This window comes from Pseudoalteromonas sp. ESRF-bin5 (assembly GCF_002632075.1).
GTDB lineage: Bacteria > Pseudomonadota > Gammaproteobacteria > Enterobacterales > Alteromonadaceae > Pseudoalteromonas > Pseudoalteromonas marina.
This window is the reverse complement of the sequence record NZ_NTLW01000069.1, coordinates 1-13,296: the sequence shown is the minus strand read 5'-3', so window position 1 is coordinate 13,296 and position 13,296 is coordinate 1. Positions and strand designations below refer to the sequence as shown.

General features: G+C 40.6%; 14 protein-coding genes and 1 pseudogene. 3 read left to right on the top strand and 12 right to left on the bottom strand.

Annotated features, from left to right (window positions below):
• The 7 genes from BCG07_RS02815 to ccmA all read right to left on the bottom strand — a co-directional run.
• On the bottom strand, positions 1-437 hold a 437-nt coding region (locus BCG07_RS02815), incomplete at its 3' end, for a redoxin family protein (protein ID WP_286888526.1).
• The gene (locus BCG07_RS02810; protein ID WP_008127604.1) at positions 434-2,404 is read right to left on the bottom strand and encodes a heme lyase CcmF/NrfE family subunit; all 1,971 of its coding nucleotides are present in this window, start codon (positions 2,402-2,404) and stop codon (positions 434-436) included. The genes BCG07_RS02815 and BCG07_RS02810, both read right to left, overlap by 4 nt.
• Positions 2,405-2,406: 2 nt before the next feature.
• A complete protein-coding gene (gene ccmE, locus BCG07_RS02805) occupies positions 2,407-2,886 on the bottom strand; it encodes a cytochrome c maturation protein CcmE (protein WP_286888524.1) in 480 nt (159 codons plus the stop codon).
• Positions 2,883-3,086: a heme exporter protein CcmD gene (gene ccmD, locus BCG07_RS02800; protein WP_286888522.1), complete on the bottom strand. Its 204-nt coding sequence runs from the start codon at positions 3,084-3,086 to the stop codon at positions 2,883-2,885. The genes ccmE and ccmD overlap by 4 nt, the downstream gene beginning before the upstream one ends.
• A gap of 2 nt (positions 3,087-3,088) precedes the next feature.
• Positions 3,089-3,826 carry a heme ABC transporter permease gene (locus tag BCG07_RS02795; protein ID WP_286888520.1) on the bottom strand — a complete coding sequence of 246 codons (738 nt, stop codon included), beginning with the start codon at positions 3,824-3,826 and terminating at the stop codon, positions 3,089-3,091.
• Positions 3,826-4,512, bottom strand: a complete 687-nt coding sequence (gene ccmB / locus BCG07_RS02790) for a heme exporter protein CcmB (protein WP_006791396.1) — start codon at positions 4,510-4,512, stop codon at positions 3,826-3,828. Before ccmB ends, BCG07_RS02795 begins: the two co-directional genes overlap by 1 nt.
• Complete coding sequence (ccmA, locus tag BCG07_RS02785; protein WP_096801179.1) at positions 4,512-5,132, bottom strand: cytochrome c biogenesis heme-transporting ATPase CcmA; 621 nt, start codon at positions 5,130-5,132, stop codon at positions 4,512-4,514. The genes ccmB and ccmA overlap by 1 nt, the downstream gene beginning before the upstream one ends.
• Positions 5,133-5,245: 113 nt before the next feature.
• Here ccmA and fliK point away from each other — a divergent pair, with 113 nt between their 5' ends.
• Both fliK and BCG07_RS02775 read left to right on the top strand, forming a co-directional pair.
• The gene (fliK, locus tag BCG07_RS02780; RefSeq protein WP_286888517.1) at positions 5,246-7,870 is read left to right on the top strand and encodes a flagellar hook-length control protein FliK; all 2,625 of its coding nucleotides are present in this window, start codon (positions 5,246-5,248) and stop codon (positions 7,868-7,870) included.
• 2 nt (positions 7,871-7,872) lie between these two features.
• Positions 7,873-8,181, top strand: coding sequence for an EscU/YscU/HrcU family type III secretion system export apparatus switch protein (locus tag BCG07_RS02775; protein WP_008127583.1), 309 nt, complete (start codon positions 7,873-7,875; stop codon positions 8,179-8,181).
• A gap of 31 nt (positions 8,182-8,212) precedes the next feature.
• Here BCG07_RS02775 and BCG07_RS02770 read toward each other — a convergent pair whose 3' ends face one another.
• Positions 8,213-8,749 (bottom strand): thioesterase family protein, encoded by a 537-nt coding sequence (locus BCG07_RS02770; protein WP_006791400.1) that lies wholly within the window; start codon positions 8,747-8,749, stop codon positions 8,213-8,215.
• Positions 8,750-8,856: 107 nt separating this feature from the next.
• Here BCG07_RS02770 and BCG07_RS02765 point away from each other — a divergent pair, with 107 nt between their 5' ends.
• Positions 8,857-9,351 (top strand): hypothetical protein, encoded by a 495-nt coding sequence (locus BCG07_RS02765; RefSeq protein ID WP_008127581.1) that lies wholly within the window; start codon positions 8,857-8,859, stop codon positions 9,349-9,351.
• A gap of 25 nt (positions 9,352-9,376) precedes the next feature.
• Here the strand turns inward: BCG07_RS02765 and tyrR are convergent, their stop codons facing one another.
• From tyrR to BCG07_RS02745, 4 genes and pseudogenes are all read right to left on the bottom strand, one after another.
• Positions 9,377-10,933, bottom strand: a complete 1,557-nt coding sequence (tyrR, locus tag BCG07_RS02760; RefSeq protein WP_006791402.1) for a transcriptional regulator TyrR — start codon at positions 10,931-10,933, stop codon at positions 9,377-9,379.
• Positions 10,934-11,104: 171 nt separating this feature from the next.
• Positions 11,105-12,685: a cellulose biosynthesis protein BcsG gene (bcsG, locus tag BCG07_RS02755; RefSeq protein WP_286888513.1), complete on the bottom strand. Its 1,581-nt coding sequence runs from the start codon at positions 12,683-12,685 to the stop codon at positions 11,105-11,107.
• Positions 12,682-12,858, bottom strand: coding sequence for a hypothetical protein (locus BCG07_RS02750; RefSeq protein ID WP_006791404.1), 177 nt, complete (start codon positions 12,856-12,858; stop codon positions 12,682-12,684). The genes bcsG and BCG07_RS02750 overlap by 4 nt, the downstream gene beginning before the upstream one ends.
• A 3-nt stretch (positions 12,859-12,861) precedes the next feature.
• Positions 12,862-13,296, bottom strand: a pseudogene (locus BCG07_RS02745) (BcsE family c-di-GMP-binding protein); the annotation flags it as partial.

Here is a 13,296-nt window from a genome sequence, read left to right as displayed (position 1 = left end):
TCTAACGACAGCGTTCGATGTAAATCCAAAATATTAAACTGATAAGGGTTACCCGCACGCTCAAGCATATCTTGTACTTCAGTACGTAGTGCTTGCATGTCAAACGGACCATCAAAGTCGGCGTCGTAGCCTTGCACATAATACAAGCCAATAATTTTAACGCCTTGCTCTCGCAGCTTTGTTAAGTAGCCCAGCTCAGCTAAACAGGTTGGGCACCAAGTGCCCCATACATTTAGTAAATATACCTCGCCTTTTAACGCTTCGTTGGTCCATTGCTTGTTGTCTTGCATTAAATCAGGAAGCGTAAAAGCAGGCATTTCATGCCCGATTCGCCCAGTTTGTATTTCGCGTGGGTTTGCAAATAAACCTTGGTATAAAAACACACACACAAAAGCAAAGGCTAAAAGAGGCGCTATGGCTAACAATTTACGGTTCATAACACACTCTCCGCTGCTGCTTTTCGAGCTGTTTTTGCAGATGTACGGTAACGTTTATCAAACAAAATCATGAACCCTGCAAGTGAAATTAATACACCTCCAATCCATAACCAACGCACAAACGGCTTGTGGTATATACGCAGAGACCAAGCCCCTTGGCTTAATTGCTCGCCTAGAGCAAGGTATAAATCACGTGTGAAGCCAGCATCAATAGCAGCTTCTGTCATAAATTGCATGCCAATATCGTATTTACGTTTTTCGGCGTATAAACGAGTGACTACATCATCGTTTTTTAGCACCGTAACAACACCAGCATGGCCACTGTAATTAGGTCCACGAATTGTTTTAACGCCTTCAAAGCGGTAGTTGTATTGATTAAGCTGCACTATATCGCCCTGCTTCATCGATACATCACGCTCAACAGAGTACGCAGAGGTTAACGCAACGCCCGCAATAACAAATGCCATACCAATGTGGCCTAGCACCATTGCCCAATAACTAACACCTAAGCGTTTTAACCCTTCTTTTAATGTGCCATGCACTGCGGCTTTAGTGTAAATGTCAATCAAGGTTGAAACAGCAACCCACACACCCAGCGTTGTTGCTAATAGCGTAAGTGGTGTCACTTCGTCGTAAGCTGAGAACAACCATACACAAGTAATCGCCACACTGGCCAAAATACCTACAACAATTTTATTTTGCAAAAACGCCCATTTGTTTTGCTTCCAGCGTAAAAAAGGACCAATGCCCATTAAAATAGCAAATGGCACAAGTAGTATTGCAAACATTTTATTAAAGAACGGTTCACCTATAGAAATACTACCCAAGCCCATTTCTTTGTGCACCATAGGCAATAAAGTACCCAATAATACAATTAAGGTCGCCACAACTAAAAAGATATTGTTTAGCCACAATGCCACTTCGCGCGATACAAATTTGTAGCGTCCTTCGCTATGAACTTGCGATACGCGTAATGCGTAAAGCGCCAAACCACCGCCAACAACTATTCCTAAAAAGGCGAGTATAAACAGGCCTCTGTCGGGATCAGTTGCAAACGCATGAACTGATACAATAATACCTGAACGCACAATAAACGTTCCCAGCAAGCTTAACGAAAATGCTGCAATTGCCAGTAATACGGTCCACGATTTAAAAATGCCGCGCTTTTCTGTCACGCTTAGCGAGTGAAGTAAAGCGGTTGCAACAAGCCAAGGCATAAGGGACGCGTTTTCTACTGGATCCCAAAACCACCAGCCACCCCAGCCAAGCTCTGCATAAGCCCACCAACTGCCAATAGTAATACCTAAGCTTAAAAAGCCCCACGCGGTCATTGTCCACGGACGTGACCATTTGGCCCACGTGTTATCAAGCTTACCTGTTAACAGTGCTGCAATAGCAAACGAAAAAGCAACCGATAGCCCAACATAACCCATGTAAAGTAATGGCGGGTGAATGATCATTCCGGGGTCTTGTAAAAGCGGATTCAAATCTCGCCCTTCTACCGGAAAATAAGGAAGTAAACGTTCAAATGGGCTTGATAATAGTAAGGTATACATCATGAAACCAACACCTAAAAAACCAAGCACGCCTAAAACACGGGCACGTAGAACCCAAGGTAATGACTTTGAGCGAGCAGCAACGACGGCAGTCCATCCTGCTTGCATCACTAACCAAAGCAATATTGCTCCTTCATGGCCGCCCCAGGTCGATGTTATTTTGTAATACCATGGCAGTGTGCTACTCGAATGATAAGCCACATAAGATACGGTAAAGTCGTCAGTTAAACTTGCGTAAATAAGCGCAGCAAACGAAATTAATACAAACGCAAACTGACCAATAGCTAAAGAGGGGGCAGCACGCATTAAGCGAAGATTACCTGTATGCGCGCCCCAAAGTGGAAAAATACATAATAAAACGCTCAGCACCATGGCGAGCGTTAAAGAAAAATAACCAATTTCTGGGATCATAGCTAATTACCACTATCTAAGTTGTATTTTGGTTTTTCATGCTTAATACCTTTAACCGCTTCAGCAACTTCTGCAGGCATGTATTCTTCATCATGCTTGGCCAGTACTTCAAACGCTTCAATGACATTAGGCTCAATTAAAACACCTTGCGCAACAATACCCTGCCCCTCACGAAACAGATCAGGCAATATCCCCTGATATTTCACAGTCACTAATGGACCTGTATCAATTAATTTAAAACTCACTTTTAAGCTTTGCTCGTTTCTTTCAACAGATCCTGGGACTACCATGCCGCCAATACGAAGCTTTTGACCAATAAAAGGTTTTTCTTTGTTTGGGCCTTTGCCATCAATCAATTCGCTTGGGGTATAAAATAAGTTTATGTTTTCTTGTAAAGCATAAAGCACTAAACCTATGGCAGAACCCAAACCAAATAAAATAGCAACAATCACTAATAAGCGTTTTTTACGTCTAGGGTTCATGATGCTTGCTCCTGCTTGGCTTGTTTTATACGCTCTTCACGCACAATTTGTTGCTTTACTGAAGCCATAATATGCTTAGTATCTCTTAAAGAACTCACTAAGATACCCAGTAAAATAAGTGCGCATGTGCCAAATGAAAGCCATACATAAAACCCATAGCCTCCCATTGCAATAAAATCAGAAAAAGAGTCAAACTGCATAATTACCCCCTATTAAGCAACTGGCGCACCCATGGGCGATGCTTTTCACGTTGCAAAATTTCATTTTTAAGACGAATTAAAGTGACTGTGCCAACAAACGCTGCAAAGGCTAAAATATTTACTATTAATGGCCAAAACATGCTTGGGTCGACCGCATTAGTATTAAATTTAGTGATGCTTGCTCCCTGATGGAGGGTGTTCCACCACTCAACCGAAAAGTGAATGATTGGTAAATTGATCACCCCTACAATCGCTAAGATAGATGCAGCACGGCCCGCTGATTTTTTATCTTCAAAAGCGTGGTATAACGAAATTACGCCCAAATATAAAAATAATAAAATAAGCTCCGATGTGAGTCGTGCATCCCACACCCACCAAGCGCCCCACATAGGTTTACCCCATGCAGCCCCGGTTATAAGTGCTATTGCAGTCATACATGCGCCAACTGGTGCAATTGCTATAACGGCAAGTTCTGCGTTTCTGAGTTGCCATACAAGCGCAACAATGGCGGCAATGGCCATAGAGGAATATGCTCCCATTGATAAAATGGCAGAAGGAACGTGAATAAAAATGATACGGTAGCTGTCTTTTTGTTGGTAATCGGCAGGTGCAAAACCAAGCCCCCACACCCAACCAACGAGCATACTAACAACCGTAACTACGGTAAAATAAGGCAGTAACGTATTGCATAACTGGTATGCACGCTCTGCTTTAGCATAGGGATGTAACCACTTCCACATTAACTTATACTCACTTTTAAAGCTGACGATATGGCGATTGGTGCGCTAATAATAGCGATGACTAACATAGCACCAAGGATGGCAAGTTGCCCGCTATAATCCAGCGACATAACACTGGTATCGATAGCCGACGTTGCAAAAATTAGAACAGGAATATACAAAGGCAGTACGAGTAAACTCATCAAAATACCCCCTTTTTGTAGCCCAACAGTAAGCCCAGCACCTATTGCACCAATAAAACTTAATAACGGTGTACCCAATAATAACGTTAAAACAGTGGCCACCAGCGCATTACTATCTAAATTAAGTAATAACGCGAATAACGGGGTCATTAATACAAGGGGCAACCCCGTCACAACCCAATGTGCAGCCACTTTTGCAAGCACTGTAAGTGACAATGGGTACGATGAGGCAATTAACTGCTCAAGAGAACCATCATTAAAGTCATCTCTAAACAGTTTATCTAAGCCCAACATAGTAGAGAGTAAAGCTGCAACCCAAATGATACCGGGCGCCATTCTAGCAAGCAGACCGGGCTCAGGACCTATTGCTAACGGAAACAAAGAAATAACAATTAAAAAAAACAATATTGGGTTTACAATTTCAGCTCGCTGGCGAAAAGCAAGCTTAATATCTTTAGTAAAAACCGCACTGAATAGTAACCAATAAGAGTGTTGACGAGTCATCAGTGGCGGTACTCCAATGTGATTGTTTGTAAATCACTAAAGTGAGCAGTTAGGTCTTGGTGGGTAGTTAATAATATGGCGCCATTATTATCTAGATGTTGAGTAAATCGCTGCTGTAAAAACGCAACACCGCTTTTATCGAGCGCAGTAAATGGCTCGTCTAATACCCATAAATTTGCGTCGCTTAGCCAAAGTCTAACTAATGCAACTCGTCGTTGCTGGCCTGCCGACAGCATTCTAACAGGCACATCTTCAAGACCAACCAAGCCGAGTTTTGCTAAAATTGGGTATAGGTCGGGCTCATTTGAATAACCGTTGATCCGTAACCAAAAGCGTACATTTTCAACAGCGCTCAACTGAATGTTAACACCCGTTTTATGGCCTATAAAAAGTAAGTCGTGGGCGAACTCTTCATAGTATTTATTTATTGAGCGTTCTTGATACAAAACCTCGCCTTCATCAGGCGCAGAAAAGCCAGCGATGATACGCAATAACGATGTTTTACCAGCCCCATTAGGACCCGCTAATTGCATGATTTGACCGCTTTTAAGGCTAAAATTAAGGTCCGCAAACAAACAACGTTCTTGCTTGATGCAGGAGACGGACTTAATGTGTAACAAGATGACGATTCTCTCTGCCAAAAATTAGGCGTTAGTCTACCATAATGATAGGGTAATACGAATATTGCTTTAAAATCGATTCACTTAAAATAGAGAAAACTTGATTTAAAATAATGAATACGCCAACGCAAATAACATTATCCAATTCATTGGTTATCAATTCATCAACTAATAACCAAACCAATGAGTTACCACAAATACCAAGTGAAGTACTTGCGGCTAAAAACATTCAATTTTCAAAAGACTCTATCACGCTAGAAGTGCTGGTTAATAAGCAATGGCAAACGCTCAGACTAGGCACAAGCAATGCCCCTCAATCTTTAGATAAAATTGCTAGCGCGCGCATTCAACTAAGCGCAGACGGAAAGCAGCTATCTATTGTGCCAAATGCAGCAACAATTAAACTTAACCAGCCTGCCCAATTACAACGCTTATTAAATTTTATTAGTACCGGCGCAGAGGTTGAAAGCAAGCCACTTTCAGTTCAGCTTGCTTTAGCACCTGCACCAAAGCTAATTATTGATAAGCTCAATGCTAGTATTGCCATAAATAAAGATGTTGCTCAGCTACTCAGCACAGAGCAACCTTTAAAACTAGTCATAAGTACCAACAGTAAAGGCGCACAAATTGATGTTATTAACCGCTTTGCTGATACCGTTCATACCCAGCCGTTAAGCCAAACAAAGCTGGTTAAAATGCTAGCAAGCTTGTTACCCAATGCACAACTACAGGCAACGCCTAAATTAGCCATTTTAACGCATCCGCAAAAATCAGGCTCGTTCACCACACAAGTATCAAACACGCAGCTTGCTGAACTGCCTAATTCACCTGTGAAAGTGACTGTTGCAAATCAAGCCGATAAGCTTGTAATAACAACACAAGCTCAAAGCGTAAAAGTGATGCTGAGTAACTCTTTTACTAAACCTTTTAATGAATTACTTACTGCGCAACACGCAAACTTACAAACCGCGCCAGCGCAGATTAATAACACCACTAAAGTAAGTCCGCTGGTAAGTACTCATAGCCCTATAAAGTCTTGGCTGCAAACTAGTTTTAGTGATTTAAAAACACGAATCAATGATGCAGTAAATTATTTTGAAAACAAATCGTTTGCAAACGAAAATAAAAATCAAATAGCACCATCACTCACTTTACAAAAACAGTTTATCGCCCCGTCCTCACTAACAAGTAGAATTAATTTAATTGAAAATGCAGGTATACAAGTTGCTAATAGTGCGCAAAAGCCAAGTACTGAACTTGTTAATATTTTACCTAAGCATTTCTCTCAATTACCCCCTATTGTGCAGTTAACACAGCTAATAAAAGCAAATGTTGCTGTTTGGCAGCCTCCTGGTGGCAAAGTTATCAGTAGTCATTTGCCTATACCCAATGCTATTACGGCAAATACACCAGAACATAACCCCCAATCAATCGAAAAAGCCTCAGCCCAAAGTAAAGCAGAGGTAGGTGCACAATCAGGCGCACTGTTAAGCACTCAAACAAAGGCAGAACCCGCAACCAAAAACACAGAGCAAGTATTAAAAAACCAAACAGTGCAAGTTCAATCCACCTTGAGTAACGACCTACAAAAAAAAACGACAATTAAAGAGTTAAATTCTTTTCCTGTTACAAAAGTGGGGCTTAGCCATGCTCAACAAGCTAATGCAGATAACAAACTGGCTACACTCCCTACCCTAAAAGCCACTAGCCCAGCAACCCAACAAACACTTGCTGTAGCCTCTATACCAGCAAGTAACACCCTATTTAGTGGAGTATTTAGTAACACAACGACTATTGCCTCACCAAGCCAAATGTTGCAACCTATTGAAGCTAAGATATTAACGCCGCTTTTAAAGCTGCCACCATCGCATAATTCAACTCACAAACTCACTGAAGAAAAAATTTCATTGAGCAGTCAAATAGCCGATATTCAAGTTAAAGCGACTAAGCAAACACCTGACCTTAACGCGCTGGTTAATCAAGCTTTTAATCGTATGGTATCAAGCAGCAACGTTAGCCCGACTGCCGTGCAAAGAGAGATATTAGCGACGCTGCAGCCTCACAGCCTCACGCATGACACCCTGCAAAGTAGCTTTACCAAAGGGCTTGAGCAGCTAGCGGTTAGTATTTTGGCGGCGCCTATTATTAACCAGTCTGTAACCCCAATTACCTTTGACTCAAAAACAGGCATTGATGCATTACTACAGGTACTTATGCCTACGTTTAAAGCAGGCAAAGCAAGTTCAAAAATACTAGAGCAACTTCAGCAATCACAAGTGCAAGCACTTGCTGGAGAGCTTACTCAGGTTAAAAACACGCTCACACAGGTAAGTGTTTCAACACCAAATCAGCAACCCGAAAGTAACCCGCTGGCACAGTTTTTACTTCCGATGAAATTACCGCCAGAAGCAGCCCAAACAGAAATAACGCTAGGGCAATATAAAAAACCATCGGCCGATAAGCTAGAGCCTAAAAATGTCTGGTTTGTTAGATTAAATTTTGATTATGCAGATCTCGGTCAACTACAAATTACCGCCGAGCTAATGGACAAATCGCTCGATTGCCAATTATTAGCATCAAGCCAAGAAGTGAGTGCCATTGCCCACCCTCACCTTGATAACCTGCGCTCAAAACTGGCTAAACACGGCTTACAAGTTGCTGAACTAAACCTAAAACGAGGGGAGGCAACCCATGCTGCTTTTTATAAATCCCATGCAATTATTAATATTAAGGTGTAGCTATGAGTGATTCCCCTAAGAGCAAGTCGGCAATTGGCCTTTTATACGAAGCAGGAAGCACGCCTTCAGTGAGTGTTAAGGGGTTTGGGGAGTTGGCGGAAGAAATAATCGCTGCAGCAAAACAAAAAGGGATCATGATCCACGAAGATCCCGATTTAGCTAAAACCTTATCGCACCTCGAATTAGGTGAAGAGATTCCAAAAGAGCTTTATTTTGTGATTGCAGAACTGATTGCGTTTTCGTATGTATTACGTGGGCAGTTCCCACCAGGGTGGCAGGACTTTCAAGGTAAGCTAAATATAAAAGCTTAAAATTGAAAAAGGCGCAAAGCGCCTTTTTCATTTACTTTGGTAAATTAGTCATTTTTTTCTGTTCAAGCATTTCTTTCCAATGCATTACTTCGCTGGGTAAAATAGGAGTTTTACCTTCAAAGCCAGCCACTTCAAGCATCTCTTCAATACTTATAACACCTTTTTTGCTTTTAAATACGCCACGTACGTACGCAATCGCATGCAAACCACGATCAGAATGAAATTTCTGCTCAATGTAAAAATACTTATGATCCCAGCCCACTAACTTAGTGCTAATAGTGTATTTTTGCATGGGTTTAATATCACGAATGTAAGTAATAGCTGTTGCATTAACAATAGGAAACCAACGTCGTTTCATTATTTGTTTTAGCAAACCTACTCGCTCAGTCATCCACGTACGCGACAAGTCCATCATGGCCAAATAGCGCGAATTAGTTAAATGTAAATTAATATCACAATCTGTAGGAAGTGCTTTGTAATCAATATCTACCGTATCGAGTAAATCTTGATAGTGTTTATTACGCTTAATTTTAAAAAATAATAATAGGAGTCGAATATATAAGTTCACAACAAAGGTCTTACCAGCAAAATTTTACTGAGTGTATCACAAGCACTTGCTAAGACGTATGTTCTCCCTTACTCTTTATTACTCATATATATAAAAATAAAATGCTTATGAAACCTCTACTACATATAATTACGTTTATTGGATTACTCGTACCAAGCTATTCAGCGCTAGCTGATTTTTCATTACCCGGCAAAGGCACTATTACCTACTCAACGGGTATACAAAAAGAATTTGACTTTGGTTTTGCTTGGCAACAAAAAGCTGAACAATTTAAAATTGGCGCTAAAAGCTACAATATGCAAAGTATTCCAAGTTCATACTCAGTTGCAATTACACTATCAAAAGATGAAAGCCAGGTATGGGTTCAAGAGTTTAACAATGGTTTTATTGAAGGGTTTAATTGGCAAATTGGTGAGCATACTGTGTCACTAAAAAAACAAAAGTTTAGCGACCGAGTAAAAGGCGATTATGTAATCGAGCTTAACAACCGTAGTTACTTTTTTACCCGTAACAATGCCAGTATTGTTATTAATTTTAATGAAGACGGTATAGAAACGATTGCTATTGATGGTGTTACAAAAAACATGGGGACTAAAAGCTAGTCCCCTGTTTTAATTTTAGAGTCATCTAAACCTTAACGGTTTTTCTGTTTATACCGTAGTCACGCAACTTATTTGCCACTGCGGTATGACTAAGCCCTAAGCGTTTAGCAAGTTGCCTTGAGCTTGGGTAAGCAGGGTAAAGTTTACGCAGCAACGTTGCCTCAAAACGCTTCACAGCTTGATCAAGCGAGCCTTCGAAGTCTGACTCCAAATACCCTAACTCATGTGTAAACGTAGGTAGTTGTAAATGCTCTAAACGTAACTCGCTATCATCTAACAATGAGACTGCGCGGTAAATAGCATTTTCAAGTTGGCGAACATTACCTGGCCACGGATATTCTTGTAAAAAACTCAAACACTCTTGTGATAATAACGGAATAGCATGGCCATTTTGCTGGGCATATTTTTGGATAAAATGCTCTGCTAGAGGACCCACATCGGCTTTGCGGTCTCGTAACGGAGCAATTTCGAGAGTTAATACATTAATTCGATAGTACAAGTCTTCTCTAAACACACCTTCTTGTACCATTGCGGGTAAGTCTTTTTGAGTAGCGGCTACAATACGAACATTAACCTTTACTTCGTTCTCATCGCCTACTTTTCTAAACGTTCCGTCTTGTAAAAAGCGCAAAAGTTTAGTTTGTAGCTGGGTCGACATTTCACCCACTTCATCTAAAAATACAGTACCGCCATCAGCTTGCTCGAGTACACCGCGTTTAGGCGCTGCATTTTCTTCGTAGCCTGCATAACCAAAAAGCTCAGACTCCGCTACATCATCAGGTAACGACGCGCACGAAAGCGCAATAAATGGCTTCACAGAACGGTTTGACGCATAATGACACGCTCGCGCAAGTAGCTCTTTACCTGTGCCTGTTTCACCCGTAATGAGTATGGGTGCTTCTAACTGTGCCATTTTTCGTGCTTCACGCACAACACGGCGCATAGCAGTACTAAAGTTATGAATGGTGGCAAAGCTTTCTTGTCCGTAGCGTCTAAATGCACTAACTTGCTGACCTAAACGGCTTTGCGACTTAATGTTAATAACCGCACCAGCTAAAACATCGCCTTCACTGCCTTGTGGCACGGCAATTGGTAAAATATCTGCAATAAAGTCTTCGCCAGCTACTTCAACCCGAGTCGTTTGGCCTAACACTTCCTTACCTTCTAACCAACGCGTAAAGTTAAAGCCCTTTAGTAGGTTATTTATGTTAGCGCCAATAACTTCTTTTTCACTTAACTGCAGGTCTTTACAGGCAGCATCGTTGCATAAACGTACCCAGCCCTTAGCATCAATAGAAATAACACCATCAGGTAATGCACGTAACAAGGTATTTAATTCGTTATGCTCTCGCTCAGAAGGGAGAAATGCGGTAGTGCGTACATCATGCACACCATCAATCAGACGGATAGAAGGCATGATTTTTTGAAACTGCTCAAACTCTATTTCTGGAAAGCTCACATACATACGGCAATTGACAGAATCGACCTCAATACCTTTTAAATCAACACTGTAGTTAACTAAAATATTAAGGATTTCTTGGGCTATACCGATCCTATCAGCACAGTGAATATCTAGACGCATACATCCTCAAAGCAGGAAAAACTAAATTAGCCGAATAATACGCTAAGTCGCTTTGATAAGGTAGCTTATTGTAAACATTTTTGGACAAGTCTGCGTTTTAATTAACACATAAGAATAACAACATAAACACGCTACACAGCAGAGCTAGCCTGCTGCGTAGCTAAATTACTTTTAACCTTGAGGGTAAGCAGACCATTCTTCGCCATCAAGTTGTATGTAAGGTCGTTTATTAACATACATCATGATTGTGCCGGCATTTTCAGCAACTTTTGGGGCTTTTGGCAAGTTTTCAACTAAATTGGCAATGCTGTTATTACCCCCAAAAACATTCGTCTCAAGTGTTTTTGCAACAATTTCAGATAAGGCAAAGTAACTAGTCGATTCGTTAATCATAATCTGCGAATAGCTTTTAACGTCTGGGCCAATAAATTTAATAGCAGCTGGTACAGATACAATAGTAGGACTTGGTATTTCACGAAGGCCAGCAAACTGTACCTTGTCACCTTTTAATGCTGCACCATGTTCGGGTACTACCATTAACATGACATTACGGCCGCGCTTTTCAAGGTTTTGAATAAAACGATTAATATCAGATAATAAATTAGCGTGCCTGATTGGGTAACTTTCAAGGCTATTCATGCGTTTTTTATTAGCCAGCTGGTTACCATCGTGAAGGCTTGTTGTGTTGTAATACATTGCACACGGCTCACAATCTTGCGCTTCATTTTTAAGCCAACTATCTAGCACCGCACCGTCAGAATAAATAGGACTGTCATCAAAGCCGTATTGCGCTACTGGAAGCGAATCAATATTAAGTGGTTTATCGTTTAGGCCACCAAAGCGATTAACCAAGCCTTTAAAGTCATCAAAGTGGCCATCGTGGTTCATCACAACGCTGCTTTGATACCCTAATTTTTCTAAGTTTTTAAATAAATAACATTGCTCTGGTGCATCACTAAATAAAGCTGTTTGGCTTGTTTGCCCACAACTTGCGCGTAAAAGCCTTATAGCTGCAGGCCCACTGTAAGATGTTGCTGAGTTAAAATCTGAAAACACCACATCAAAATCATTAAACATGTCTTCAACACTAACGCCAATAGCGTTCAAGTCATCAATCGCCATTGAACAAATATTTAAAACGATGACATCGAACAGTTCGCCATTAACTTGCGAAGGAAAATGGCTAATTAAATGGCTTTGTTGTTGATAAAAGTCTGACAATTTTTGATCAGGTGTTTGGCTTTCGCGCGTAATGACTTGTGCTTGATTAGTAGGCTCATTTCTAATTGTTGTATTTGTAGAGTAGGCATTTACTACTGTGCCTGATTGTTCACCCTCTCCTTGCCATCCTATCAAAAGCAGCCCAACAATTGTTATTGTTGTAAAACGTAACCACTGAGATGTATACCAAAAACACACGGTAATAACGAATAATGCCAATAGCATATCTACATTGATGACACGTGCTAAAAGTTCAAAAAAATAGCCAAAACTGAAATCTTGAACATTACCAGCTTGCTTTGTCAGCCTATTTATTGGGGGCAACCAAGAGTCTTGGTAAAGTATGACAATCGCAAAAATACCACCAAGTACATGTTTTAACTTTTCAAAAGTCGATTTATTAAATTTGATTGCTAAAAGTGCTGCAAGGGCTGCATTGGTTAATACATTAAAATCAATTGCGCCGTAATAAAACAAGGCAAATTTAGCTAAGAAATAAAGATTCCACGCTCCTAAACCTGATAATTTCACTGCTCATCCTTCTTTTTTTTATTCGGTGTATAAGGTTCAAGTACTTCGTGTTTAAAAGTAAGCTTGTAATAATATGTTTTTACTCTGGCCAATATTTGAGTTGCCGACATACAAAGCACAATACCGACTATAATTGCCAAAATAACAGTAATAAAAAGCTGATTAATACTCATTGGTTAAGCCTTTAATCTCATTACAAATGACACAGCATCGGGGCGCGCATCATTTGTAAACTCAGGTGTGTCTAACGACTCAGTAATCCCTTTTGACACACCGGGTTCAAACTTATAGCTATCATTCTCTGTTAACTGTTTAGAATAATCAGTAACCTGTTTACCGCTATAAAGCCGCCTTAATTGCTTACATTCTTGCTGTATATGAAAATGATCTGAAATAACATTTTGCTGCACAAAAAAGTCACTCGTTTGTAGCTTGAATAAATGCTTAATTGCATTATTTACGTCGTTCTCTCTACACGCATGCAAGTACAAATACACGGTGTTATCTGCAAGGCTAAATACATCCCCTTCACGCTTAATATGAAACAAGTGTAAAGGGTGAATGGGCTCTATGCGGGGTAGTAACTCAAGCTTAACCAACACGCCGCTAAC

Coding starts and splice junctions, on each gene's coding strand:
- BCG07_RS02795 (WP_286888520.1), bottom strand. CDS start 3,826: ATGTGGAAGTGGTTACATCCCTATGCTAAAGCAGAGCGTGCATACCAG.
- BCG07_RS02750 (WP_006791404.1), bottom strand. CDS start 12,858: ATGAGTATTAATCAGCTTTTTATTACTGTTATTTTGGCAATTATAGTC.
- tyrR (WP_006791402.1), bottom strand. CDS start 10,933: ATGCGTCTAGATATTCACTGTGCTGATAGGATCGGTATAGCCCAAGAA.
- ccmB (WP_006791396.1), bottom strand. CDS start 4,512: ATGACTCGTCAACACTCTTATTGGTTACTATTCAGTGCGGTTTTTACT.
- BCG07_RS02765 (WP_008127581.1), top strand. CDS start 8,857: ATGAAACCTCTACTACATATAATTACGTTTATTGGATTACTCGTACCA.
- ccmE (WP_286888524.1), bottom strand. CDS start 2,886: ATGAACCCTAGACGTAAAAAACGCTTATTAGTGATTGTTGCTATTTTA.
- BCG07_RS02775 (WP_008127583.1), top strand. CDS start 7,873: ATGAGTGATTCCCCTAAGAGCAAGTCGGCAATTGGCCTTTTATACGAA.
- fliK (WP_286888517.1), top strand. CDS start 5,246: ATGAATACGCCAACGCAAATAACATTATCCAATTCATTGGTTATCAAT.
- ccmD (WP_286888522.1), bottom strand. CDS start 3,086: ATGCAGTTTGACTCTTTTTCTGATTTTATTGCAATGGGAGGCTATGGG.
- BCG07_RS02810 (WP_008127604.1), bottom strand. CDS start 2,404: ATGATCCCAGAAATTGGTTATTTTTCTTTAACGCTCGCCATGGTGCTG.